This is a genomic window from Paraflavitalea soli (assembly GCF_003555545.1).
In the GTDB taxonomy this organism is placed as follows: Bacteria; Bacteroidota; Bacteroidia; order Chitinophagales; family Chitinophagaceae; genus Paraflavitalea; species Paraflavitalea soli.
Genome location: NZ_CP032157.1, coordinates 551539 through 575208 on the forward strand (window position 1 = coordinate 551539; position 23670 = coordinate 575208).

General features: G+C 47.3%; 17 protein-coding genes. 5 read left to right on the forward strand and 12 right to left on the reverse strand.

The window, feature by feature from the left end; genetic code table 11:
• Positions 1-18 precede the first annotated feature (18 nt).
• The 5 genes from D3H65_RS02060 to D3H65_RS02080 all read right to left on the reverse strand — a co-directional run bounded on the left by D3H65_RS02060 (position 19) and on the right by D3H65_RS02080 (position 11245).
• Positions 19-5412 (reverse strand): cellulose binding domain-containing protein, encoded by a 5394-nt coding sequence (locus D3H65_RS02060; RefSeq protein ID WP_119048662.1) that lies wholly within the window; start codon positions 5410-5412, stop codon positions 19-21.
• A gap of 199 nt (positions 5413-5611) precedes the next feature.
• Complete coding sequence (locus D3H65_RS02065; RefSeq protein WP_119048663.1) at positions 5612-6394, reverse strand: hypothetical protein; 783 nt, start codon at positions 6392-6394, stop codon at positions 5612-5614.
• A gap of 189 nt (positions 6395-6583) precedes the next feature.
• Positions 6584-7777 carry a winged helix-turn-helix domain-containing protein gene (locus D3H65_RS02070; RefSeq protein WP_119048664.1) on the reverse strand — a complete coding sequence of 398 codons (1194 nt, stop codon included), beginning with the start codon at positions 7775-7777 and terminating at the stop codon, positions 6584-6586.
• 12 nt (positions 7778-7789) lie between these two features.
• Complete coding sequence (locus tag D3H65_RS02075) at positions 7790-9517, reverse strand: hypothetical protein (protein WP_119048665.1); 1728 nt, start codon at positions 9515-9517, stop codon at positions 7790-7792.
• Between the two features lie 738 nt (positions 9518-10255).
• On the reverse strand, positions 10256-11245 hold the full coding sequence (locus tag D3H65_RS02080) for a GlxA family transcriptional regulator (RefSeq protein WP_119048666.1): 990 nt from the start codon (positions 11243-11245) through the stop codon (positions 10256-10258).
• 318 nt (positions 11246-11563) lie between these two features.
• Between D3H65_RS02080 and D3H65_RS02085 the strand changes: the two genes are divergently transcribed.
• From D3H65_RS02085 to D3H65_RS02100, 4 genes are all read left to right on the forward strand, one after another.
• On the forward strand, positions 11564-11944 hold the full coding sequence (locus D3H65_RS02085) for a SnoaL-like domain-containing protein (protein WP_119048667.1): 381 nt from the start codon (positions 11564-11566) through the stop codon (positions 11942-11944).
• Between the two features lie 148 nt (positions 11945-12092).
• Positions 12093-13289, forward strand: coding sequence for an MFS transporter (locus tag D3H65_RS02090; RefSeq protein WP_119048668.1), 1197 nt, complete (start codon positions 12093-12095; stop codon positions 13287-13289).
• A gap of 110 nt (positions 13290-13399) precedes the next feature.
• Positions 13400-13933 carry a GNAT family N-acetyltransferase gene (locus D3H65_RS02095; RefSeq protein ID WP_119048669.1) on the forward strand — a complete coding sequence of 178 codons (534 nt, stop codon included), beginning with the start codon at positions 13400-13402 and terminating at the stop codon, positions 13931-13933.
• Positions 13934-14006: 73 nt separating this feature from the next.
• A complete protein-coding gene (locus D3H65_RS02100) occupies positions 14007-15149 on the forward strand; it encodes a serine hydrolase domain-containing protein (protein WP_119048670.1) in 1143 nt (380 codons plus the stop codon).
• Between the two features lie 82 nt (positions 15150-15231).
• Here D3H65_RS02100 and D3H65_RS02105 read toward each other — a convergent pair whose 3' ends face one another.
• The 6 genes from D3H65_RS02105 to D3H65_RS02130 form a co-directional block, all read right to left on the reverse strand.
• Positions 15232-16149 (reverse strand): hypothetical protein, encoded by a 918-nt coding sequence (locus tag D3H65_RS02105; RefSeq protein ID WP_162915359.1) that lies wholly within the window; start codon positions 16147-16149, stop codon positions 15232-15234.
• Between the two features lie 171 nt (positions 16150-16320).
• On the reverse strand, positions 16321-16986 hold the full coding sequence (locus D3H65_RS02110; RefSeq protein ID WP_119048672.1) for an AcvB/VirJ family lysyl-phosphatidylglycerol hydrolase: 666 nt from the start codon (positions 16984-16986) through the stop codon (positions 16321-16323).
• 10 nt (positions 16987-16996) lie between these two features.
• Positions 16997-19594: a flippase-like domain-containing protein gene (locus tag D3H65_RS02115; protein ID WP_119048673.1), complete on the reverse strand. Its 2598-nt coding sequence runs from the start codon at positions 19592-19594 to the stop codon at positions 16997-16999.
• A 97-nt stretch (positions 19595-19691) separates the two neighbouring features.
• Positions 19692-20453 (reverse strand): LytR/AlgR family response regulator transcription factor, encoded by a 762-nt coding sequence (locus D3H65_RS02120; RefSeq protein WP_119048674.1) that lies wholly within the window; start codon positions 20451-20453, stop codon positions 19692-19694.
• Positions 20434-21453: a sensor histidine kinase gene (locus D3H65_RS02125; RefSeq protein ID WP_119048675.1), complete on the reverse strand. Its 1020-nt coding sequence runs from the start codon at positions 21451-21453 to the stop codon at positions 20434-20436. The genes D3H65_RS02120 and D3H65_RS02125 overlap by 20 nt, the downstream gene beginning before the upstream one ends.
• A gap of 48 nt (positions 21454-21501) precedes the next feature.
• The gene (locus tag D3H65_RS02130) at positions 21502-22293 is read right to left on the reverse strand and encodes a DUF1223 domain-containing protein (RefSeq protein WP_119048676.1); all 792 of its coding nucleotides are present in this window, start codon (positions 22291-22293) and stop codon (positions 21502-21504) included.
• A 219-nt stretch (positions 22294-22512) separates the two neighbouring features.
• Between D3H65_RS02130 and D3H65_RS02135 the strand changes: the two genes are divergently transcribed.
• Complete coding sequence (locus D3H65_RS02135) at positions 22513-23181, forward strand: class I SAM-dependent methyltransferase (protein WP_119048677.1); 669 nt, start codon at positions 22513-22515, stop codon at positions 23179-23181.
• Positions 23182-23302: 121 nt separating this feature from the next.
• Here the strand turns inward: D3H65_RS02135 and D3H65_RS02140 are convergent, their stop codons facing one another.
• Entirely contained in the window at positions 23303-23596 is a 294-nt protein-coding gene (locus D3H65_RS02140; RefSeq protein WP_119048678.1) for an NIPSNAP family protein, read from the reverse strand.
• Between the last annotated feature and the right edge of the window lie 74 nt (positions 23597-23670).

Here is a 23670-nt window from a genome sequence, read left to right on the forward strand (position 1 = left end):
CTGATTGCTAGACAAAAACTACTCTTTAATTATTTTTTTACTGATCACTTCGGTTCCATTGTTGATCACCACCTGGTACATGCCAGCGGGTAAACGCTTTAAAGAAATGATGCGGGTAGTCGCATTCATTGTTGCAGTGGCAACGATGATCCCGGAAGCATTGTACACTTTTACGATGGCATTGGAAGCCACCTGGTCCAACCGGATGTTGAGGTTGTCCTGCACCGGATTGGGATACAACAGGGCAGCAGACAAGGTGCCTGTTGTGGAATGCTCTTTTCCAACGATACCGGTTGCTGTGTTGTTGCTGGTAAGCAGGGCTTCGGATGGCTCAATACCCGCTATCAACTGTCCTTTGTAGTAGATGGTTATTCTTTCGTTTTGGGCCAGGGCGGCTGACAGGTTATTGGAGTGATCATTGTATTGATCAAAAGCGGACCAATCGGATTTGGCGATGCGGTATTGAATGCCGCCTGTGTTGCACAAGGGATAGAATACGCCAAGGGTGGGTTTAAAGCTAAATTCCAGGTAGGCATCTGCGCCGTTGCGCGGCTGAGGGAGCCGGGTAAAGGCTCCGGTAATAGTAGCGGTGCCTGCAGGTGCATAATCTATCCAATTGGTAAGGGTGGCATTGCCTTCGGCGGTGAACCAATAACGTATGGTGAGATCCTCATAATTGACGGGCATATTACCGGTATTGGAAAGCTGTATCACCGTGCTGATGGTATTGGCGCCTGATTGCCTGCTTTGAGAAGCAACGGTGAGCTGCAACTGTTCTGCAACAGCAGCAGGTTCTGTGCCAGCTATTAGTTTACCATTCCTGTACAGGGTAATGTGGGGATTGGTTACATAAGTAGCATTTGTTGTATGGGAGTAATCATCGTTCTCATTGAAGCTGCCCCAATTGACATTTGCAGCACGGGATTGGATGACGCCTGAATTGGCACCTGCCAACAAGGCTCCTGCAGTAGAGTCGAAGGAATACGCAATATATCCCAGCGCACCGTTTCTGGGTACCGGTAAGGATTGGTATTTCGCTTTCACCTTATTGCCCAGTACGGCATAGTCTATCCAGGTATTGATGCCGGTATAGTTTTCGGCGGTGAGCCAATAGCGGGCGGTGAGTTCTTTCCAGGCCAGGGCGATGGAATCGTCATTTACTATTGTAAGGTAAGGGCGGATACTGTTGCCGGTGGCATTGGTTCCATTGGCATTCAGGTGTTCTGTCCGCAGGTTGTAGGGGAACACAATAAGGGTTTGTGTGGCGCTGGCCGGGTTGTATGCTTCGTTGCCGGCCTGGAGGGCTGTTAACTGCACGGTGCCTGCTCCGTTGATCTGTAGGTTGCCCTGCTGATCGATGGTGGCTACGCTGGTATCTGCACTGCTGAAAGAAAGAGGTAAGCCGGAGCTGGCAGCAGCTGTGGCGACCGCATCAACATCACCGATCCTTTTATGGCTAATAGGGGTGAAGGTGATCAGCTGGTATTTTTTGAGCTCGGTGTTATTGGCCAGTTGGTTGACCTCTGCATCGGTGAGCCCGTAGTTGTAGATCCTGAAATCATCGTATTGGTGATCACTGTAGGGATCGTTGGGCCATTGGGACCTGCCTAAATAGTTATCACGGGTAAAGCCCATGGCGGATGGCTTTACGACAGCATTGCTATCAGTATATTGCAACTGTCCGTTGACGTACAACTTAAACACATTTCCTTTTTGGCTGATGGCCATGTGCACCCACTGGTTGAGCGGGGTTGTATAAGAAATATCGCGTTGGAAAGTACCGGCCGGACAGGTGATCTTATAACGAACCTGGTTGTTGTTGAGCCTGGGAACGAGTACCATGAAGGTGGCTTCGTCGTTGCCAAAATCAAACAAGCGGGTATTGTTGCCCTGGTTAGCAGGTAATTTGAACCAGGTAGCGATGGTGAAATCGTTCAACCTACTCACCACGCCTTCGGGCAACTGTACATAGGAGCGGGCAGCTACATTGAGACCAACGGCGCCGGTGGCACTGTCTTTGCCGGCTGTCCATGCAGCGCCATCTTTCAGGGTACCATGGTAGGCACCCCAGGTATCTTCTGCCAGGGGGCCAGTGCCTTCGTTGAAGGTAATGTGCAGGTGCTGTCCGAAGACCGGGGTGGCTGATAAAGGGCCTGCTTCGGGCCCACGGCCTGCGGGGTTATAAGGCACTACCTTATAATAGTAGGTATGGTCGTTGATGGCCGTTGTGTCAGCATATATAATGGCGTTGATAGCAGGGGCAATCACGATGTAAGGGCCGCTGGCCGCATCGGCACGCTGTATCTCATATCGGGCATCGTAGATAAAGTCCCAGCTGAGGGTGATCCTGTTATCGCCGGCAGCGATGCGTGGATTCTTAACGCCGGCAGGTGTCACCAGGGCTTTCGTTGTTAAAGGCAAAACGGTAGAATTAACGCTTTCACCCGCGCCGTTCAATGTGGTGACCACATAGTAGTAAGTGGTAGCGGGGGCCAGGATAGTATCCTGCCAGGTGAGCTGTGTGGTTTTTCCCAGTATGGTTTCAAAAGGACCGTCAGCCGACAAAGCCCGCTTTAGGTTGTAAGAACGCACATTGGTTCCTGCATTCCAGGTGAGCTTTACCTGGCTGGAAGCCAGCACTTCGCCGGTGAGGCTGGAAGGTGGCAATGGGGTTGCATCGCGCAGCACCCTGTATTGACCGGAATAAGCAGACTTAGCGCCGTTGCGGCTGTACGCTTTGATGCGGTAAGTGGTACTGGCATAAATGGAATCGACAAAACTGATATCCTTGCCATAGATGTAGGCAGAATCAGTATGTATGGCTACAAAGGCGGTATCCACACCATCTACTTTGCGTTCAATGATATATTTGGAACCCAGTTCACCGTTGACCTCCAGGTAACGGAGCGTTAGCCGGGAATAATTGGCGGTGTCGATAGCGCCGGTAATGATGGGTACGGCCAGTTTCCAGTTGTGTGTAAAAGCCTGCCTGGGATCGTAGGCAATGGCCGACCTGTTGGCGGCATAATATTTCCCGGCCTTGGTGAGGGTATCGGCCAGCACCATGGCTCTTTTGTTTTCTACCCAATTATAGATGGAATAGCGCTCTACAAAAGAAGTGGTATCGAGTACTTCGAGTATGCCTTTGAGATCGTTGTATTGTTTTTCAAATTGTGCAGTGGGATCGGTGGGCCAGGCTTCGCCGGTCCAGTTGGCGCCATTGTTCCATTCGGTGATCCAGAGGGGACGTTTTACCTGGTCGTAGATGGCTTTGAGGCCACTGTACCATTGTTGGGGTGTACGGCTGTTCCAGTAACAATGCACCGCCACAAAATCGACCCGGTAGTTGAGGGAATCGCATTTGCTGAGAAAGGTAGGTAGCCAGCTATTGGACGAATTGGCGGGCGCAGGCGATCCGATGCGCAGGCCCGATTTCATCAGCTCGGGCCACTGGCGGATGGCTTCATCAACGGGCATATTGGCCTGGTCGGCCTGATCGGGTTCGTTGAAGCCAAGCAGGGTGTTGGAATTTGTTTTGGCATTGATGTCGTTGAATGCAGGCCATCCTGCATTATGCCGGATGAGGGCATAGTTGTAATCGTTAGTAGGTATACCGCCGATATTCCAGTCGTAAAACCAGGTAGCATTGGTGAGGGAAACGGGAAGTCCTCCACCGGCCCATCCTTTTTTCGAGGGCCAGTCCCATTTGTGTACCCTGATAAAAGAGACAGAAGTGTCCAGCCCTTCGGGCATGGTATTGATCACCAGGTCGCTGTCGTTGGCGATGAATACGCGGCTATAGCCGGTGCCGTCGGGATTGTTGGCCAGGGTGGCCAGGAACCCACGGCGCAGCCTGAACGATCGGATGTTGTTGTCGAAAATACCGAGGCTATCGTGGTAGGTAGCGGTCTCAAACGTGCGGCTGTTGCCCGTAAGCCCGGGGGCTGTAAATGCCTCGAGGGCCTGGGCAGCAGTAAGGTTGCCATTGGGAATAATAGCGGTGCCATTCTTATATATAGCGATGCGGACATTGGGATTGCCGGCAGCGGGCAACCCATTGATGGTTATTTTATTCAACCAGTTGGCTACTACCTGCGATGGCTTCACATTGTCGATAAACAGCCAGGCGTCATTGCTGTTGAGTTCGACGGTTGAGTTGACGAAGGGAGTCCAGTTACCAGTTAGGTGCAGGTCGGTTTTACCGGAAACCACATACTGGGTGTTGAAGCTGGTGAGATAGGAAGCTGTTGCGCCGGCAACATTGACGGTTTGTGTGGCGCCGGTAATGATGGAAGCAGGCGCGTAAGCACCTTCTTCGTAGGTAACGGAAGCAATCTCCATATTGACAGCCCCGGCGGGATAATTCTTACCGAATATAAACCGTGGTTCTGCATAAAATTTACGCAGGGCGAGTTCGCCCACGGTAAAGAGGGCCCAATCGCCGGTGATAGTCAAATAGTAAGTGCCGGCTTCCTGGGAGGTGAACGCAAAGTTCTCGCGTTTCAACACCCGGGTGCCGGTGGTGGCAAAAGTATGTGCCGCCAGGCGGTCTGTGACGGCGGTTGTTTTACCAACGCCCACGGTCATGGAGCGTCCGCCGGTGCTATTGGAAAAATAGGCATGGAGCATGGAAAAGTCATAGTTGGTATTGGCTTCCAGGGTCACGGGGTAATAGAAGACGGTATTTTGGGTGGTGGAGCCGTCCCAGCGAAGGAAGAGCAGGCGAGCATTGTAGGTAGCTCCATCGAGGGTATGGGTGTTGACGGTAGCGTTTACATCGGTGTAGCGAACGCCACTGGTGCCATTGGCCACATTGAAAAGGTTGGTGACGGTGGTGCCGTTATATCCCCAGCCATAATCGCTGGGCTTTCCGGTGTTGTTGGGCGCGGTGCCTGCCCAGTTGGACACGAGGGAGGGGCTGCCGGAATTGGGAGGATTGTTGACCTCTATGCCATTGGCAATGTCTTTAATGGCGGCCAGTGGTTGTGTTTCTATATAAGCGCCATTCTGGTATATATAAGCGGAGTCTCCTTTTACGGCCACGCGGATGGTATGCTCTTCACCACTCCGGGAAAGGGTGATGGCTTTGGCGGAAGTGAGGGTAGAGCTGGTTTTTAGGTTTAGTGGGTCAAGGGATAAACGCCATCCTTTCATGGCCCCGTTGCGGGCTTCGATGTCCAGGCCCCGGCCGGTAGCGTCATTGACTTTGGCCACCACTTCGAGGGTATAGCTGGCAGGCAGGTCTTTCCAGGTGGTGATGGTGTCGGTTTGGGTAGGATTGGAGAATGTCTTATTGACGAGTAAGGACTGATTTAAAGAGGCTTTGGCGGGTAGGTTTGGTTGTTGTGCATACACCTGTGTGCTGAGCAAACCCATCGCCAATGCCGTTAGCATGGATAGATTTTTTTTCATATGAAAGTATTATCGTTGGATGCAAAGTAGGCCATGAGCATGCCAACAGAGGGGGGCGTATTTTGATAAAAAGGGGGCAAATTTTAAAAGCAGATGGGCCGCCTTTTTCTAAAGCGGCCCATCGGGGAAGATGATAAATCCTTCATTTTCAAGTGCGACCCATGAAAGATGAGGGTTGTAATGTAGTTAACAGCATTCGTCAATATTGGTATTGGAATACCAGGCTGTCCGGCTGCTGGGCAAAACGCTCTGTAAAGACTTTTTTGGTGAGCCTTTGCCGGTTGTCATAGGTATTCTGGTAACTGACATTGATATTGAACAGTTCATAATATTTGGTGGTGCTGTTGTGCTGGCTCAGGATAAACTCCCGGGCGATATCGCTTCTTGATAAAACGACCAACAGGTCATCCACGAAATACAGGGGATTATACTTATTATCATAGGTATACCTTTTAACATCGAGGTCTACAGACCGCGGCATGTTGGTAACCCAGCGGGCAATATCTTTTTGACCATTATAGTATACAGAATCGATCCGGTCGGTTATTGGCGGATATTGGGGGTAAGTGGTCATGGACCGCAATAGCCCCTGGTGGTAGGTGAGCACGGTTGGTTCGGGAAAAGGACCGGGAGGTAATTCGCCGGTGAGGAAGCGGGTAAGGTTGCCGGCGCTGTCGTACTGCAGGTTATAATGATACCACTTAGGTGTACCGTTGGCCAGGTATACCACAGAGTCGACCTGGTTGTTGCGACGGAAGATGCGGTATACGCCTTTTTCTTTCAGGTCATCCAGGCCTACGGAATCCAGCAATTTCTTTTTGTTGAAATAAAAGGTATAGGCGCGCGTACCATGGATAACTTTTTTCAGCAGGTAATACTTGTCATTGATGCCGGGGGGTAAAGGGCCATTATGATCCCACTTTTTACAAGCGGCCAGCAATAGGAGACTCAATAACACATAGATGCAGTGTGATTTTTTCATACAAGGAAAAGTTTAATGATGAATAATACAAAAATCTTGTACCCCGTCAAAGCGGGGAATTTGTGATACAGGCGGTAAAGTATAGCTTTAAACAGGATGTCGGAGAACCGGGATAAACGTTACGGTGATGGGCTCATGCATGTCCAGCCACCAATGAAAGGGTGTAGACGGATCCGGGGCTTTTTTCTGTCAGAACGCACGCTTAATGGCTGTAAGGTATTGTTTGTTGTTTGATTTTTTGATAACAATGTCCTGGCATTGGTTGAATTGGGCAAAAGCCTGAATGGCGGCTGTGATCTGGCTGATGGCCTGCTTGCTTAGTTTCACGGCTTCGAAGTGAAGGTTGTGAATGGTCAGCATCTTTTGTTTACGATCGGCCTTGGAGTCCATCCGGGCCACAAAAGTATCGCCTATCAATACGGGTAAAGAGAAATAGCCGTATTTGCGTTTGGGAGCAGGAACAAAACATTCTATCTGGTAGTCGAAGTCGAAGAAGTCCCGCAGGCGATGCCTGAAGACATTCAATACATCGAAGGGGGAAAGGATGAAAGCATCACCAGACAGGTTGATCTTTTTACTTTTATAAGCGGGTAGCATGTATAGCGCGCCCGTTTTCAATCCTTCCACTGACACCTGGCATATTTTACCTTCTTTAACGAGGCTTTCCAATTCTTTTTTCACCAGGTTACCTTTCACATGACGGGCGCGCCAGGCGATCTCTTTTGCATAAGCGATACCCAATGCTTTTAATTCGCGCAGGATAACATGCCGTGCAAATTCCTGTGGTGTGGGTAGGGTAGTGTCGATGTCGTCTGGGATCAGGTTGATCGGAAGGTCATATATTTTCCGGAAGTTTTTGTCCCGCGTGATCATCAGTCTTCCATCCATATAGGCTCTTTCGAGTGCGATCTTGGAGGGCCGCCAATCCCACCAACCTGTACTGGCCACCTGGCGGTCATTGTCGAAGTCCTTTACAGTGAGGGGGCCTTCGCGGGCAATCCGGTCGAGCACTTTGTTCATAAGGTTGATCTCGGGCTGGGGCAGGGCCTTTCTGTTGGCGGCAAAACCTTGCTTAACGGGCAGTGAAAAGCGGAAGTTGTGCATGGGTTGGTAGCCGGAGTCGGAAGTAAAGAATTCAAAGATGCGGCCATCGGCCTGTAATTCTTCCAGCCATTCGTGTTTGTAATCGGGCACGCGGGAAGCAATAGTATGATGATGAGCACGCTCTACGACGGCATTGGCATCGATCTGAATATAACCGAGGTGATCGATCAGTTTATAGACGGCCTCCCGTCCTTTTCCAAACTGCGCAGGCTTAGACAGTCCGGCGGCATGGAGTATGATCTTCCTGGCTTGCGCCCTGGTAAGGATTGTCTGGTTCATACAGTGCGGTTTTTATAATTTACTGGCACTGGGTTTTAAAATAGCATCTATAACGATAAGGGTAGCAAATTTCTCTCCATTTTTAGCCTTTTCATTGATCAGGTTGGTGAGAGCTTCAATTTTACTGTTGCCTCTGGTCCCTACCTTCAGGATCAGGTAAATGCTGTGATTGAGGGCTACTCCTTCAGCGGCATTGTACGCTGTCAGTTGTTTGGTATAACCCTCTATTAACTTGGGATTATCGGAAAATTTCATTTCTACGTTGACCTTGGCTTTCCCGGACGATATCTTAAAGTCCAGGGCGCCTGAGCCGGCATTGATCTCCCGGTTTAGGTCGAGGCGGTTCGCAGAGCAATAGCTTTCTGCTATTGCGTAAAATAATAGCTGTGGAAATCGTTCTGACCTTCTTTTTTTGTTCTTGTCATATAAATGCTCCACAAGTCCGTTGTGTTCAATCAATTTTTGGAATTGCTGGCAAATGGTTTTCACTACATCAAAAATGGAATTGGCCGTTACTCTTTTATAATTAGTTAGGTCTACCGGATGTTCTGCTGCTGCCGATGCCCCCACCTTCCTCCATAAATTGATGTTGAGGGGGTCCAGGTCGAAATCGTAATCATGGCCATGTTTCTTTTTGTATTTTTCCCGTAATGTGTTTATCAATTCAGCGATCTTGTCGATTTCATTCTGCTGATTTCTGATTATATTATTTCTAATCTGTGACCTGAAATTGAGTTTCAACATGGCTTCTTCAAGCCCGGCCATTGTTGGGTAGGAATCTTCGTAGACCTGTTTGATAAAGCGCTCAATTTCGTCCGAGTTCTCTTCAATGGTATCAATTTTCTTATAAGTGAGTGATATACTTTTTAATTTGTTGTGCAGATAATCCTGTAGTGAGTCGGATCTTTCAGGGGTTATGCTTTTTGAAAATTTCTTGTCTTTGATAGCCTGTATCACATTGCTGAAGCATTCTTTTTCTGCATGGATCCTCAATATGCCATTTTTAAGTGTATTGATCTTCTTATCCTTAAAGTCGCCAACATTTCTAAGGAGCCAGGATTTAAAGGTCCGGTTCCTGCTCTTCTGAAACCAGCAATGTAGTGCTGAACCTGAATCGCCTTCAATGGGAATCTTTGTAATCTCGTCGGGAGCATACTGGAAGCCTTCGTTCTTATTCAGGGAAACAAATATCTGGGGCATGCAGGTTTTTATGCAGGCCTTGTGTTTGTCATTAATCGCTTTGATGTTGGTGGTGGAGATCAGGTGGAGTTCCTGCAACCCTTTTTCCAGATGGCTGAACTTATATTCAGTATATTTAAATTCTTTGTTCCTGACAGAGACGTTTAGATCAAGAATACGGTCTATAATAAGTTCCAGCTCGCGGTAATTATATAGCCTGCGCCGGTTGGCGGTATCGAAACAATATTGAAACTTAGAAAGCACCTTGCCGTCATAAAAGTAGTGGTTGAACCAGTTAGTGATCTGAAGGTGGTCGAGTTCCGGGATTACCAACCGGCGTGGTATTTTAATTCCTTTAGTGGTGGGGCAGAGATAGTTCTCCCAAATATTGATATTGCCCAAGCGGGTGGGTATCCTGTTTCGGGTGTTCTCATACATCTTTCCGCTTCCGCGTACAAATTCCTTGTCGAAGTTAGGGCCTGTCCACCGCGGAGAATTCAGTACTTTAAAATTTCCGAAACTACGGATATCAGTAAGGGTGAATTGAAAGATTATTACCATAATAAAAAAGCTCCAGAACGAGTCTTAGAGCTACTACTTTTACGACTAAGGTTGGAAATTCTTTTTTGGTTTTTAGGGGATTACCCCTTGTTTGGTCTTTCACAGTGAACATTGAATCGGTTCTTCTCAGATACCGGATTCTTTTTTTGATGGTTAATAAAAAAATACAGAATCAATCAGCGCTCATTCTCTCCACTTACATCCATAAACAGAGGGTTTAAACGAACGCGTTTCAATTAACACCACTGATTAATCAACGTTTTGGGTGTGATTTCTATTCCCAATTGGAAGCAGGATAGAAATGACCTTAACGGATCATCAATGATCGCCATGGCAGTTACGATGGATGAATCCCGACCAGATGCGACTACTGCTAATTTGTGTTTGTTTCATAATTCTTAATTTTTAAGTTAACAAATCATGATTCCAAAGAACTTCTTCCTGCGTCATTCGAGTAACGATAAAAGCGGTCGACAGCCCTTTTATCTACTTAAAGATACGGTTTTACTTATTTGTTTTTGATTGCTAGTCAATAAGGTTAGCTGGTTTTCAAGATATATGATGTAAGTCAAACGCCTTAGGGTGATTTAACGGTATTGTTAAGTTCGGAAAAGTGCTTCATAATTTGCGGATTATCATGCAGATATGTGAGTGTTTAATATTTGATTGGCAGCTATTGTGCAGGCTAACGTGAATAAATCATCGGACGAGGATAGGCTAACGCAGGTATTTACCGCTTTAGACTACCGCCTCTTTGTTGTATTTGTTTTTATACTCCAGCGGCGATATACCGGTGATCTTTCTGAATACTTCCCGGAAGGCTTTCACATCGGAATAGCCTACTTCATACATTACTTCATTGATGGTTTTCCGGGTGGTTTCCAGTGTTCTCTTGGCGCTTTCGATCTTCACCCGTTGGGCATATTCTGTAGGCGTATTGCCAGTTGCCTTGATAAACCTTCTGTCGAAATTGCGCCTGCCAACAGCAAACTTAGAAGACAGGTCTTCAATGGTGATCTTTTCATCGAGCCTGCTTTCAATGTACTCCTGTGCTTTCATTACTATTTCATCGCCGTGTGACTTCTGTGCGCTAAAAATGATGAAGGGCGACTGGCTTTGTCTGTCTATCTCCACCTGGAATAATTTGGAGCAATAAATGGCTGTTGGCCGGTCATAGTATTTCTCAATCAAATAGATCACCAGGTTCAGGAAAGAATACCCACCACCGTTTGTGTAGATCCCATTTTCATCGGTGATCAATTTTTCAGGCTGCAGGTTCACCTGGGGGAAGAGGGACCTGAAGTTATCCGCATAACACCAGTGTGTAGAGCATTTCTTCCCATTCAGCAGGCCTGCTGCCGCCAGCATATAGGCCCCGCTGCACATGCTGGCGATCTCGGCACCGTTCCTGTATTGCTTACTCACCCAATCGCTCAGCAATTGGGTGCCCTTCATGGCTTTTTGATAATCCCGGATCAGGGAAGGAATAATGATGAGATCGGTTTTGGGGGTATCATCAATATGGGTATGTGGGGAGACTGTTACCAGTCCCTTATGGAAATCCGCTTTTTTTGAAACACCTACCAGTTCGGTCTTAATGAATTCCTGCCTGCCGTTTTCTTTCCAATATTCATTGGCCAGGTCAAACATTTCGTAGGCGCCCACTATACAAGCAACACTGCTCAGGGTAGTTTGGTTATCGGGAACTATAATACTGACATGCTTCATATGTATGGTTTATCGTGTATTCAAAGATTGAAATTCAAAAATGTCCAAATCGACCCCTCATAAATTCCATTTCGCCACCTGCTGAAGTAATATTTAGACAATAGTTTTGTGTGAGATAATACATAAATGTAAAAAAAATAAACTCAACATCATGGCAAACATCAGGCATAACGTTGTTATTTAAGTTTGGCGAGATCCGGAATGATAGGAAGGTAACAGCGCTTGTTCCTGGTTTATGAAAAGCCTTAAATCTTATTGTGAAACAGGTAAAGGAGAACCATCCTAAGCGATATACATTAAACAATTAAAACAAAAACAATGACAACAACACAAAAAAAGGTGCTTACAACTCAGGAAGTTGCAACACGCTTCAACGAACTTGCACAACAAGAAAAGTGGTTTGAGATACAGGAAGAGTTTTTTGCGGATAATGTAAAAAGTATTGATCCGCCCCAATCACCTTATTTTGGATATGCAGAAGGCAAAGCGGATGTTCGCAAAAAAGGAGAAGATTTTGTAGCCCGGATTGAGGCCGCTCACAGAATGTATACGAGCGAACCCATTGTTACCGGCAATCACTTTGCCGTGGCGAGAGAGAAGGATCTTACTGTACAAGGCTATGGAAGAATACAAATTAATGAGATTATGTTGTATGAAGTAAAAGACGGTCAGATCGTGTCGGAACAATTCTTTTATTAAGCAATCTTCTTTCGGCTGGTTACAACTTTGGCTGCAGCCATTGTGATCTCATCACCGGCCAGGCTGGCAGTGATCCTGTCGCGATCGACCCTATAGAATGTCTTACCAACACCCGTTGTGGTGCATTTACACCTATTAGATTTGTTGTATGAAAATGAGATCGGCGGAATTTATTGCGCTGTCGGCCAGTACCATGATGCTTACAGCGCTGGGCATTGACATCATGCTTCCGGTATTGGGAGTGGTGCGGATGCATTTTGGGCTCAGGCCTGAGTCTACGTCCACTGCCCAGATCATTGGGTTCTTTTTCATGGGCCAGGTGGCCCAGCTTGTCTTCGGGGTACTGTCCGACCGTTTTGGACGGTTGCCGATCCTGCGGATAGGGTTTCCGCTTTATATTACCGGCGGGCTGGCAGCTACTTTTGCACCGACGCTGGGGCTTATGTTTGCGGCCCGGTTTGTGGCTGGCATGGGGGCCTCGGCAGTGTTCATGACCACCATTGCAGGTGTTCGTGACCGCTTTGTTGGTGACCAGATGGCCCGTACCATGTCATTGATCTTTACGATCTTTCTTTTTACACCGATCGTGGCGCCTTTTCTGGGATTGGCTATTTTGTCGGTCTCCTCCTGGCAGGTGGTATTCCTTACGCCTCCACTGTTTGCGGTGATCATCTTTATCTGGTCGCTCAGACTGGAGGAGTCGCTTCCCCGCGAACAACGCAGTGTGCTTAACTGGAGTATTATTGGTCAATCGATCCGGAAAGTGATCGGTAACCAGGTATTTCTCCGGTATACGGGCATCACAACACTCCTTTTTACGGCATTGAGTTCATACGTTTCCAGTTCAGAACATATTGTGGGAGAGATCTATGGCAAACCGCAATTATTCGCCTGGATCTTTGCAGGTATCGGCGTGGTGATGTGCGTTTGCACTTTTATGAATGCCCATTTTTCTTCCAGGTTTGGAGCAAGGCGAACCATCCGATGGTTGTTGTTTATTTACACGCTGGTAGGGGGCTTGCTATTATTGTATACGTTTAGCTTTAATGATCCGCCGGGCATGCTCTTATTCTTTGTGGCGATTGCCTTGCTGATGGGTATCAATATCGCGGTAGAACCTAATAGCAGTGCATTGGCACTGGAGCCGATGGGAAATATGGCTGGTATGGCGGCTTCCTTATACGGCACTTCTTTCTTTTTTATCGGGGCATCGCTGGGATCGGTGATCAGTCATTTTATGGTGAAGGGTGTTTTTCCGCTTGTCATCAGTTTTTTTGTTATTGGGCTGATCGCTGTAGGGCTGGTATTTAGTGATCGCCGGCCACTAACTAGGGAAGTTTCCTGAAAAAACGTGATTGCGACGGGGCGGCGGGTGGACTATCACTCATGTTGCAACTGGCCTACCGTTATATTGTAAGATGATGCTAGCTTTGTGGTATCAGCAATCATACTACTATGCACTTCTCCATTCAAGCTGTTTTAGAAAATGACCAGGCGATCCTGGAGCCGCTGGCAGAACAGGATTTTGATGTTTTGTATGCATTGGCATCCGACCCCAAGGTATGGGAGCAACATCCGAATAAGAACCGTTGGAAAAAAGATGAATTTGTCAATTACTTCGAAGGGGCTATGCAAAGTAAGGGAGCCTACAAGATCATAGACAAGGCATCGGGGAAAGTAGCCGGAGGCACCCGCTTTTATGAATACAGTCCGGAAGGAAAGAGTATTGCCATCGGCTATACTTTTTATGCTACGAAGTTTTGGGGTACGGGCATCAATCCTTCGGTTAAAAAACTAATGCTGGATTATGCGTTTCAATTTGTGGATACGGTGATCTTTCACGTTGGCGCTACGAATCTCCGTTCACAGATCGCCATTGGCAGGGTAGGGGCTGTAAAAGTGGGCGAACAATCTATAGCCTATCATGGAGAACCGCCCAGGTTGAATTTTGTGTACGAGATCAAAAAGGAAGACTGGTTGAAAGGCTAATCATCAGGGCTGGCAGTTAAAAGTTGGTAGTGCCCTTAACTTTTAATAGCTTCCTCCCTTAATCTATTGCCTGATGAACCGGAGAACCCGTCTGTTTATTTTCAATACTCTTTTTCTTGCTGTTTTTATTTTCCTGAAAGGCTTTGGACAAGCCGAAAAGGCAGAAACCTGCATCAATGAACTGATGCAGCAGTCGAAAACCGTGGGCCTCGCTGTGGTGGTGGTGAAAGACAACCAACTCATCTATACGCATTCCTTTGGTTACAAAGACCTTGAAAGTCAAACACCGCTTAGTGATAAGGATCTGTTCCGGATCGCCTCGATCTCCAAATCATTTACTGCCACTTCTATTCTCCAACTGGTGGAAGCAAAGAAATTGAAGCTGGATGCTGATGTAAGTGATCTGTTAGGGATCAAGGTGCGTAACCCGCTGTACCCTGATAAGGTGATCACGCTGAAGATGATCCTTTCCCATACTTCAAGTGTCAACGACAGTCAGGGTTATTTCACGCTGGATGCGATCAATCCGGATAAAAATCCCAATTGGGCGAAATGTTACAATACGTATGAACCTGGCGCCGGGTATATGTATTGCAACCTCAACTTTAATATGGCCGGTACTATCCTGGAGAAAACATCAGGTGAACGCTTCGACCAGTATGTGAAACACCATATCCTGGATCCCCTGGGATTGTATGGAGGATATTGTGTAGACTCTTTGGATCAATCGCGGTTTGCCACCTTGTATGAGTACAAGGCAGATTCAGGAAAGTTTGTGGCTGCATCGGGTGCGTATGCGGCACGCAGCGTTGAGGTGGCCAATTACACCATGGGCTATAGTACCCCTGTATTTTCTCCCACGGGTGGTATGAAGATCACGGCTACAGACCTGGCGAAATATATGATGATGCACATGAACCAGGGCAAGTTTTCCGGAAAACGGATCATTCGTAAAAAGAGCGCCCGGCTGATGCAATCAAAGATTGCTGAGAAGGAAGGGTACGGGCTGGCCATCGTAACAACAGATTCACTGATTGCCGGCAAAACCATGAAGGGGCACACAGGATCAGCTTATGGATTATATAGTTATATGTTCTTTCAACCCAAAGAAAAGTTTGGTTTCGTTGTTATTACCAATGGCTATTCTTCTTCCATTCCCGGCGGATTGAAACCTTTTGTCAATTGCCTCTATGAATACCTGGTGAAAGACCACTAAGGTGGCGAACCAATAAGAAGCGCCTGTTTCAGGTCTCATGACCTAAGACAGGCGCTTTTGTTTTATCAGGGGATTACTTTTATTAGCGTGCGGGTTTCATGACCCATTTGCCAAATTCATCATCAATGCCATCGCCATTGCTATCCCAGCTTTCTGTGAGCCTGAGGCTGGTAGCGGTGAGTTCATTGATCAGTACATCGTTGTTTTCTTCATCAAAAGGTTCATTATCCCAGGCATATACAAACCGGTCGGATTTAGTGGAATGCCATTTCCAATTGGCCATATCGGCCACTTTTAATTTTCCGGCCGAGAAAGTTTGTATCAGGTAAGTACCGTTGGTGCTGATGGTGAAAGTGGCGCTGTCGACAGTATACCAAACCGGTTCGCCATTATCATCCAGTTCATAATCTTCAGAACCAAGGATCTCCGCGCCGCTTTCTTCGGGGGTGAGGTACCAGGTGCCTTTGCACAAAATAGCGGTGCGGTTATCAGCTGGAATAGCGGCGACCTTGTTGGAAGTGATCGTGATCGTTTTATTGCCGGCTGCGTAGTACAATTTGAAGTTCATTACCTCTCCGTTGATGATAATGTTGGTGAGGTATCCAATGCCTTTGAGGACAATGGAGTCGCCAGATGCGGCTGTAAACTTACCGGTATATACTTTTTGGTTTTCGTCGTAAATGATATAAGTGCTATCGCTGTTAAATTCAATAAAACCAGGAACATCTCCTAATGTTCCATTCGTGCCGGCAGTCCCATTGGGTTCCACCTGCACTGGCAAGTGACGGCCGAGCAGTGCTATTGCACTCTTTTTGCCCTGGCTTCCGATAGCCACCCTGCCAATGGAAATGTCCGAATTGAAAAGCCATTTACCCTGCACATCTTTTTGCAGTTTTTGAGCTGCTTCATTGATGGGGTCGGTAATAGGACTGTCGTCATTTTTGGAACAGGAAAATAACATGATCATTCCTCCAAGAAGGAACAAGGGGATCTTCTTCATAGTTTGTTTATTATGAATATTGGGTGAACGCAATAGGAGATTTGCAATGGGAGGAATGCCTTCCATAGAATACGGGTATTTTGGTGGGCTAATGTACTACGGAGAATTTACACTTGCAAGGGTGGAGAATGGGTAAAGAGCGATTAGGGTTAAAACAGGCAATGATCCGGGTTACTTCACCCAGGCCAATACCTGCTGCGCCACTTTATCGGCTTTGTCATCAAAATGATGGCCGCCGTCAATCGTGATGCTGCTATAATTTTTGATGGTGAGGGCATTCAGGGGAAACTGATCCTTCTCTGTACCTAATACAAAGAGGATGGGTTTGCTCACTTTGTTGATCTCATCGGGCACACTCCAGGCATCTTTCCGGGCGATGCCCAGCATCTCAGAAAAATGTACTTCAAAATCGGTAGACTTATAGGGCAGCATTAACACCATGTGGGTGGTTTTGCCCGCAATATTCCTGTCCAGGTAATTCTGGATAAAGGGGGTCACGTCTGCGCCGAAGGAGTAACCAACCAGTATTACTGCTTCGCGTTTCCAGGTCTGCAGGTATTGGCTCAGGAGGGCGCCTACATCGGCCGCTGTTTTGGCAGGCGTCTTTTTCTTCCAGAAATAATCTTTGGAGTTAAGCGCTACTACGGGGTAGCCGGCCTGGTTGAATGATTGTACCAGGGCCAGCGAAAACTTTGTCCAGCCTCCATCACCGGTGGCATAAAAGATAATGGGTTTGGAGGCATCATTGCCGGCCATGATCTTTACCGGCAGGGAGGTGGTTTGCGCCTGGCTAACGGTAAAAGTACCAAGGCAGAGTATTAACAGTAAATACTTCATACTATAGTTTTTAGTGTACCGGCCGCATTACTTTTCTAAGGGCATTCGGTAGCTGGAAAAGATCAAAGTCATGTTCATACAGGAGGTATTTGTTTTCCCAAAAGGTAGCATACTTCTCCTTGAACTCCCGCAGGCCATCATATCGTCTGAAGCGCCTGACCCTGGGTGAGACCATTTTCAATATTTGTTCGGCCGTGTTGTCGGGCTGGGAAAGCCCGGTCAGCGGCACCATGCCGAGGTTGATGAATAACTTTCCCTTGCCCCGTGCGTATTCGATCAGTTGAAGGATCAGGGCATCAGCCGCCGCAGCCGGGGCATCGCCCGTCTTGCGGATCAGGTCGTAGGTACATTCTTCTTCGGCATAATCGGGTATAATATTAAGAAAGGCAACGATCCTGCCTTCGGCATCCGATACGGTAATGATGTCCTGCAGCATCAATTCCTTCTCATCAAACATGCCCTGGGCAAAGATCATTTCTTCACGCGTAAAGAATTGCAGCCAATTATCCGATACTCTTCTCAATTGTTGTACAAGATCGGGGGTATGCGGTGCAGCATGTACAGCCATGGTAAATCCTTTCTTCTGCAAATTGTTGAGCCCATTACGCAATGATTTTTTATCCCTCCCTTCGAGACTGAACTTAGCCAGCTCCAATATCCCTTCCTGACCGATCATGAGTTTCTTCTTCTTTAGTTCCCTGAAATAGGAGATGCTGTCCTCATTGACCCGGTAGAAAGCTGTTTTCAATCCCATCTTTTTGCAATGCTGGTCAAACTCCTGCAATACCGCTGTTTTGTGTTCTTCAGCACAAACGGGTTCTTCCAATACAACGGCAAAACCACCGGCAATGCGGTAAGCAATGAATGCTTCCTGCAGGTCGGAAAAGAAATAGAGTTTATCCTTGTACACTTTGAAATAGTCCATGGCCGAGTTGCCGTATTGGCTAAGGAGGAATCTGGCGCGTTGACGGATTGATTCGCTGGTCTTTTGTCTTTTGGTATAAGGTATGATGAGTGTTAACAATAAAAAGGCCCAGGTAAGGAAACCTGCAATGCGGATAATGGCTATAAACTCATGACCAAAGCGGGTAACGGGGTGGAGGCCACTGTCTTCTACCAGGAGAAAACTATTTAAGGTGTGCAGGAGCGACTGACGCCAGGTAAAGTCTACGCCAAAATGTCGTTGGTCTACAAAATAAAAACTGAGAAAACCAAAGAGTAATACCGCCGACATACTGAGCAAGGCCGTTTGTAACCCTGTTCTGATCCATTTATAGCTGCTCCTGCTGCGGTATTGACCACTGGTGGTGAGCAAAATAAGCAGCGTGATGGCTGCGATGATCGCTTCTTCATAATCCAGTGCTTTGGTAACATGGCCTACCAGCGAAAGGAAGGACAAGCCTACGGCAATGAGCCAGGCGCTGCGCAGGCCCCGCAAAAGGAAGGCAGCGGTGATCAATAGTCCCAGGCCAATATAGAGCACCAATAAATTGGAGGCATGCATGGCCCGCACAGGCAGGTATTGATGCAGGATATGGAGGCGCGACCGTACCGGGGGCAATACCACGGAGACAATATTGATCATGCCCAGGGTGAAAGTGAGCAGGGCAGGGGCCATCCGTAAGAAGAGTTTTCTACCCTTCCAGGCAAAGGCGATGATACCGGCCAGCAGGGGCAGCCAGAATTCAAAAAGCCTGTACAATACCATCACTGCCAGTGACTGTTCCAGTGAATAGCCGAATTGCTGCAAGATGTAAACGAGTGAAATTTCAACCGCACCCAGGCCGCGTAAGAAGGGCGATACCACCATCATGAGTACCGCCGCTATATAAGCAGAGGCGGCTGCTATTAAAGAGGCGTGAATGCCGAGCGCCTGCATCGCCAGCCAGATGTGCAGGATACCACACAGCTCAACGCCCATGGAATACAGGACGGCTCCGCCAAATTGTTTTTTGTTGACGTTGGCAGAAAACAGGTCGTCGAGGAAAGGAATTGTAGCGGGAAACTTACGACTGAAGAAACGATACAGCATTCCTTTTTGTGCAAAAGAACGGGTAGCCCATGCCAGTGTGGCTACCAGCAATATCATGATGGCTATGCCAGCCATGGCATAACCTGATTGACTATGTTTTAAACTAAGCGCTGATAAAATGATGATAGGCAAGCCTGCCAGTACCACCGTAAGTAAACCGGCAAAGCCAAAGAGCGCGCTTGCCTGGTATACCTGTGTTTTGGAAAAACCTGCTTTACGGATCTGGGAAGGTGCATAGGCCAATGCACTGATGCTGCCTGCGGGCAGGAACACGCTGATGAAATTCCTTTTCAGGAACAGCAGGATAGACCTGGCCCAGGAAAACCGGAGGCCAATGGATGCAAAACTTTTCCGGTAGATGCCAGATTGGAAGAGTATATAGACGATGGTCATGCCCAGGCCGGCGATTACCAGCCAGGGGTTGGCTTTGTGGATCTGCGGAAGAATAGTACTTAATTCTTTGCGCTCGCTGCGAAAGAAAACAATTGCCAGCAATAGCACCAGAATCGCCAGGAGTTCTTTTTTGGGAGCCCGTTGGAAGAAGGTGCGTAGTTTGTTTTGGAGACTGGTGGCCATGTCAGGTTTTTACGAATACAAACCTACCGATGGACGGACGCCGGTCAACCTGCCTGTCGGCGAATGGGCAAATTCGATCGGTGGGGGACCAGTGTACTTACCTGTTTTCCAGCCATTGCAAGAAGTTGCTGCTCTTTTCCTTGCCAATCAACAGTTTCTCCGGACTGGGCACCACAAGTTTCACCAATAGTTTCCGGGCAAAATAGTGCTCTACTTCCTTTACTGCCGTAAAGTTGATGAGGTATTGCCTGTTGAGCCTGTACCATTGTTTGGTGGCCAGCAATGCCTGCACCTGGTCGAGGGATTGATCAAGGGGGTATTCCTCTCCCTGGAAGGTCATGATGGTGGCTGTCTCATACCTGATATAGATAAAGGCTATCTGATCCGTGGGAACCGTGGTGTATTTATGGTTTTTAAAAACGAGGAAGCTTTTCTTTCCTTCATCGAGGCCCACTTTTTTTAAGAGGCCATCGAGGTCGGGCTGGGGATTTTGCTGGAAGAAGTTCTTGAAGTTTTCCACCTTTTCAAAGGCAGCTTCCAGGTCGTCCTGCGAAAAAGGCTTGAGCAAATAATCAATGCCATTGGCTTTGATCGCTTCCATGGCGTATTCACCATATGCCGTACAAAATACCACCGGGCACTGAATGTTTACCGTCTTGAATATGTCAAAGCTAAGGCCATCAGAAAGCTGGATATCCATAAAGATAAGGTCGGGCTGCGCCTGATGAGTGAAATACTCCACCGCACTTTCAATGCTTTGCAATTGTGCAGCGATGGTAGCAGCTGGTCTTAATTTGGTGATAAGGGTTGCCAGTGATTTGGCTGCTTTCAACTCGTCCTCAATGATGACTATTTTCATGGATGATGGGTAGTTTGATGGTAAATAAAGTTTCACTGGCATGTATCTCCATTTTCCGGTTCACAAAATGGAGGTAACGTTGGTTGATATTTTCGAGTCCCAGCCCCATCGAGGCTTCCGGGGTCTTTTTACGCTGTAATCCGTTTTCAACCACGATGTAATCGTTTGCTGTATATAGGCTGATCTTCAACGGACGATCAATGGATACGATATTGTGTTTGATGGCATTCTCTACCAGTAGCTGCAGGGTGAACGGCGGGATAAAAGATTGGTAGTACTGTTTGTCTATATCGATAGACAGATCGATCCCTTCTTCAAAGCGGGCTTTTAAGAGGAATACGTAAGCGCTGAGGATGTCCAGTTCTTCCTGCAGGCGGATCAGGTCCTGCTTACGGCTTTCCAGTGTGAAGCGGTAGAAATCGGAGAGCTTAAGTATAAAATCCACAGAATGCCTGTCTTCGCTTTCTACCATGTATTTCAGCGTGTTCAAACTATTGAACAGGAAATGCGGATTGACCTGCTGTTTGAGCAGTTCATATTGAGCGGCGAGGTTATCGGATTTGGTACGCTCCAGTTCAATACCTACCTGCTGGTTGTGGTAGCTCTGGTACAGGAGGTGGAGGAACATATAGAAGGTAACATTGACCAGGATACCCCTCACCTCAAACATCAGCATCACGGGGCCGAAGTTGAGGTGAGACAATAAATATTGCTGGATGGAAGCAAGGATAAACATTACCCCTATACCTAAAAAGAGACCTTTCACCAGGCGTTTTAATGAAAAGCCATGGGCCAGATCGCGCGACGAATAGGCCGGAATAGTGAGGAGGTTATAATACCATATGAAGACGGCAAACAAAAAAGTAACTGATGAATCGACAATCGCCTCATAAAGATTGAAATGGTGTTCGGCAATTTTAGGCACGGAAGTCAGTATGCCCAGGAACAGAGAGCTTAGCCAGATGATCTTATGCGGAACTTTGAATGGTTTCTTATTCATCGCGGGGTCAAATATAGTATTTTACCAATGCTCCTTTCCGGAGTTGCTTTATGGTGCTTGAAAATTAAGCCTGGCAGCTGCCGTGATCTTTCCATTGGATTGTTGCTGTACAAATCCCACCAGTTCCCAGCCTTTCGCGGTAAAATCTTTGGGGAGATGGAGGGTAATATCTTTTTTAGCATCACTATTGAGTGAAACCTGGCGCAATTGCCTTACGATTTGTACGTGTGACAGTTGACTACCTGCATTTTCACCGGCTTTTACACTGCTTTGTGCCGATTGCTGTACCAGGGCCAGGATGAGCGCTGTATTTTCCTGCTTACCCGTTGCCTGGTATTCAATATGCGCCTTGCCGTTCTCTATTGTTCCATGCAGCGTTAATGCACTGATCGATGGTTGTTCGAGTGCGGTGGAAATAGCTGGTAGTATGGAACCCTGATCGGAACCCACATACTCTGCTTTTCCGTTTACTACGATCTGCGGGGTGTAGATGGATGGAATGTTGAGCCAACTGGCATATTGACGTTGCCTGTTGGAATATTCCCGGTCGCTGAAGCGGTCTTTCCAGCCCTGGTGATTCCAGTAGTCTACGTGGTAGGCCAGTATATAGATCTGGCTGTTGAAGTTGTCCTGTTGTATCTTTTCTACCAGTGCATCTGCAGGAGGACAACTGGAGCAGCCTTCTGAAGTAAATAGCTCGACTACGGCGAAGCCTTTATTACTGGCTGATGCTTTCAATGGTTTGACAGTGGTTTCCTGCTCGCAATTGCTGAATGCAGCAGATATAAGGAGTACGCCGGCTAAGCTGGCGGTCATAAAAAACAGGTTGATGCGTTTCATTTGTTATGTATTTAAATTTCTTTTGTAAAAGTAATCCAGGCAGGAGGCCATTGCCAACCACAATAAAGGCAGGTGGACGATGTAGAGGCTGAGTTAGACATTCCGGGGGCTGAAAATGCAGGGCGTTGGTGGAGGCCGGCAATTGAATGTACGCTACGGGCCTGGGGTAAGCATTATTGGTCCTAACAGGCTATATTTGACGCGTAATACGAAAACAAGATGTCATTGTTTCAGAAGATCTTACGACGAATAGAAGTTACTCTGTTGTACTTTTTAGGGAAGGCCCGGGGTGTGTTTGCGCCCGGCAGGTTTGGCATCAAGCGGGGATACCGTCACCGTAAAGAGGAGGTGTTTTGGGATGATACGCAGCACACCGATGAATGCCAGAAAGAGGTTTATGAACTAGCCCGCTTTTACCTGGATAAGTATGGTTACAGGCAGGTATTGGACATTGGCTGTGGCTCCGGATATAAATTAATGCAGCAATTTGCTGATTATCCTACTGTAGGAGTGGAGGTGGGTACTACCTATGCATTCCTGCAACAAAAATATCCGGATCGTATATGGGTCAATGCAGCGCAGCCAGACCAGATACCCCGGCAAACTGACCTGATCATCTGCTCCGATGTTATCGAGCACGTAGTGAATCCTGATGAACTGCTGCAACTGATCAACAAGATCGACTTCAAGTTATTGTTCCTGAGTACACCCGACAGGGATCTTGTGCGGGGCTGGTATAGTTACGGACCTGCGGAAAACAAATGTCATATCAGGGAATGGAATACCAAAGAATTCCGTCGTTATGTAGGTGCACACTTCAACATTATATCCCACCAGATAACGCATATCGAAGATGCTACGCAATTGTTGATCTGTAAGAAGAAGTAGGTCGGAAAGACGGCGGGTCGGTAAGTCTGGAAGACCGGAAGTCGGAAAGCCAGGGAGCAAAATAGTACGCCAATGATGTATTACTTTACCGACTTCCGGACCTGCTGACTTTCGGACTTTCTTACCAAACCTTGAATATCTCCCTTGAGCCAGTAAGGTACATATCCGTATAGTTGGCCATTTTTTCCATCATTTTCTTCATCTTCTCGGTATCGGCTTCCATTCTTTTCCAGCTGTCTTCATAATCGGCCAGGTCTTTAAACTGGCTTACAATGATCACCCGGTTGTATTGGCCGGTCATATCCGTCAGGATATGCATCGTTTCTTTGTTGTCGGCCATTACTTCTTTAAACAATTTGGCCAGTTTGGACGCATTGCCTGGTTTGCAAACGAAGATGTCGTGTACAATGATCATAACTATACTTTTAAATGGTGAGTAAATAAAGCCGTGTTGATACTGCAAAGATGAGACCTGAATAGCCACCAGAA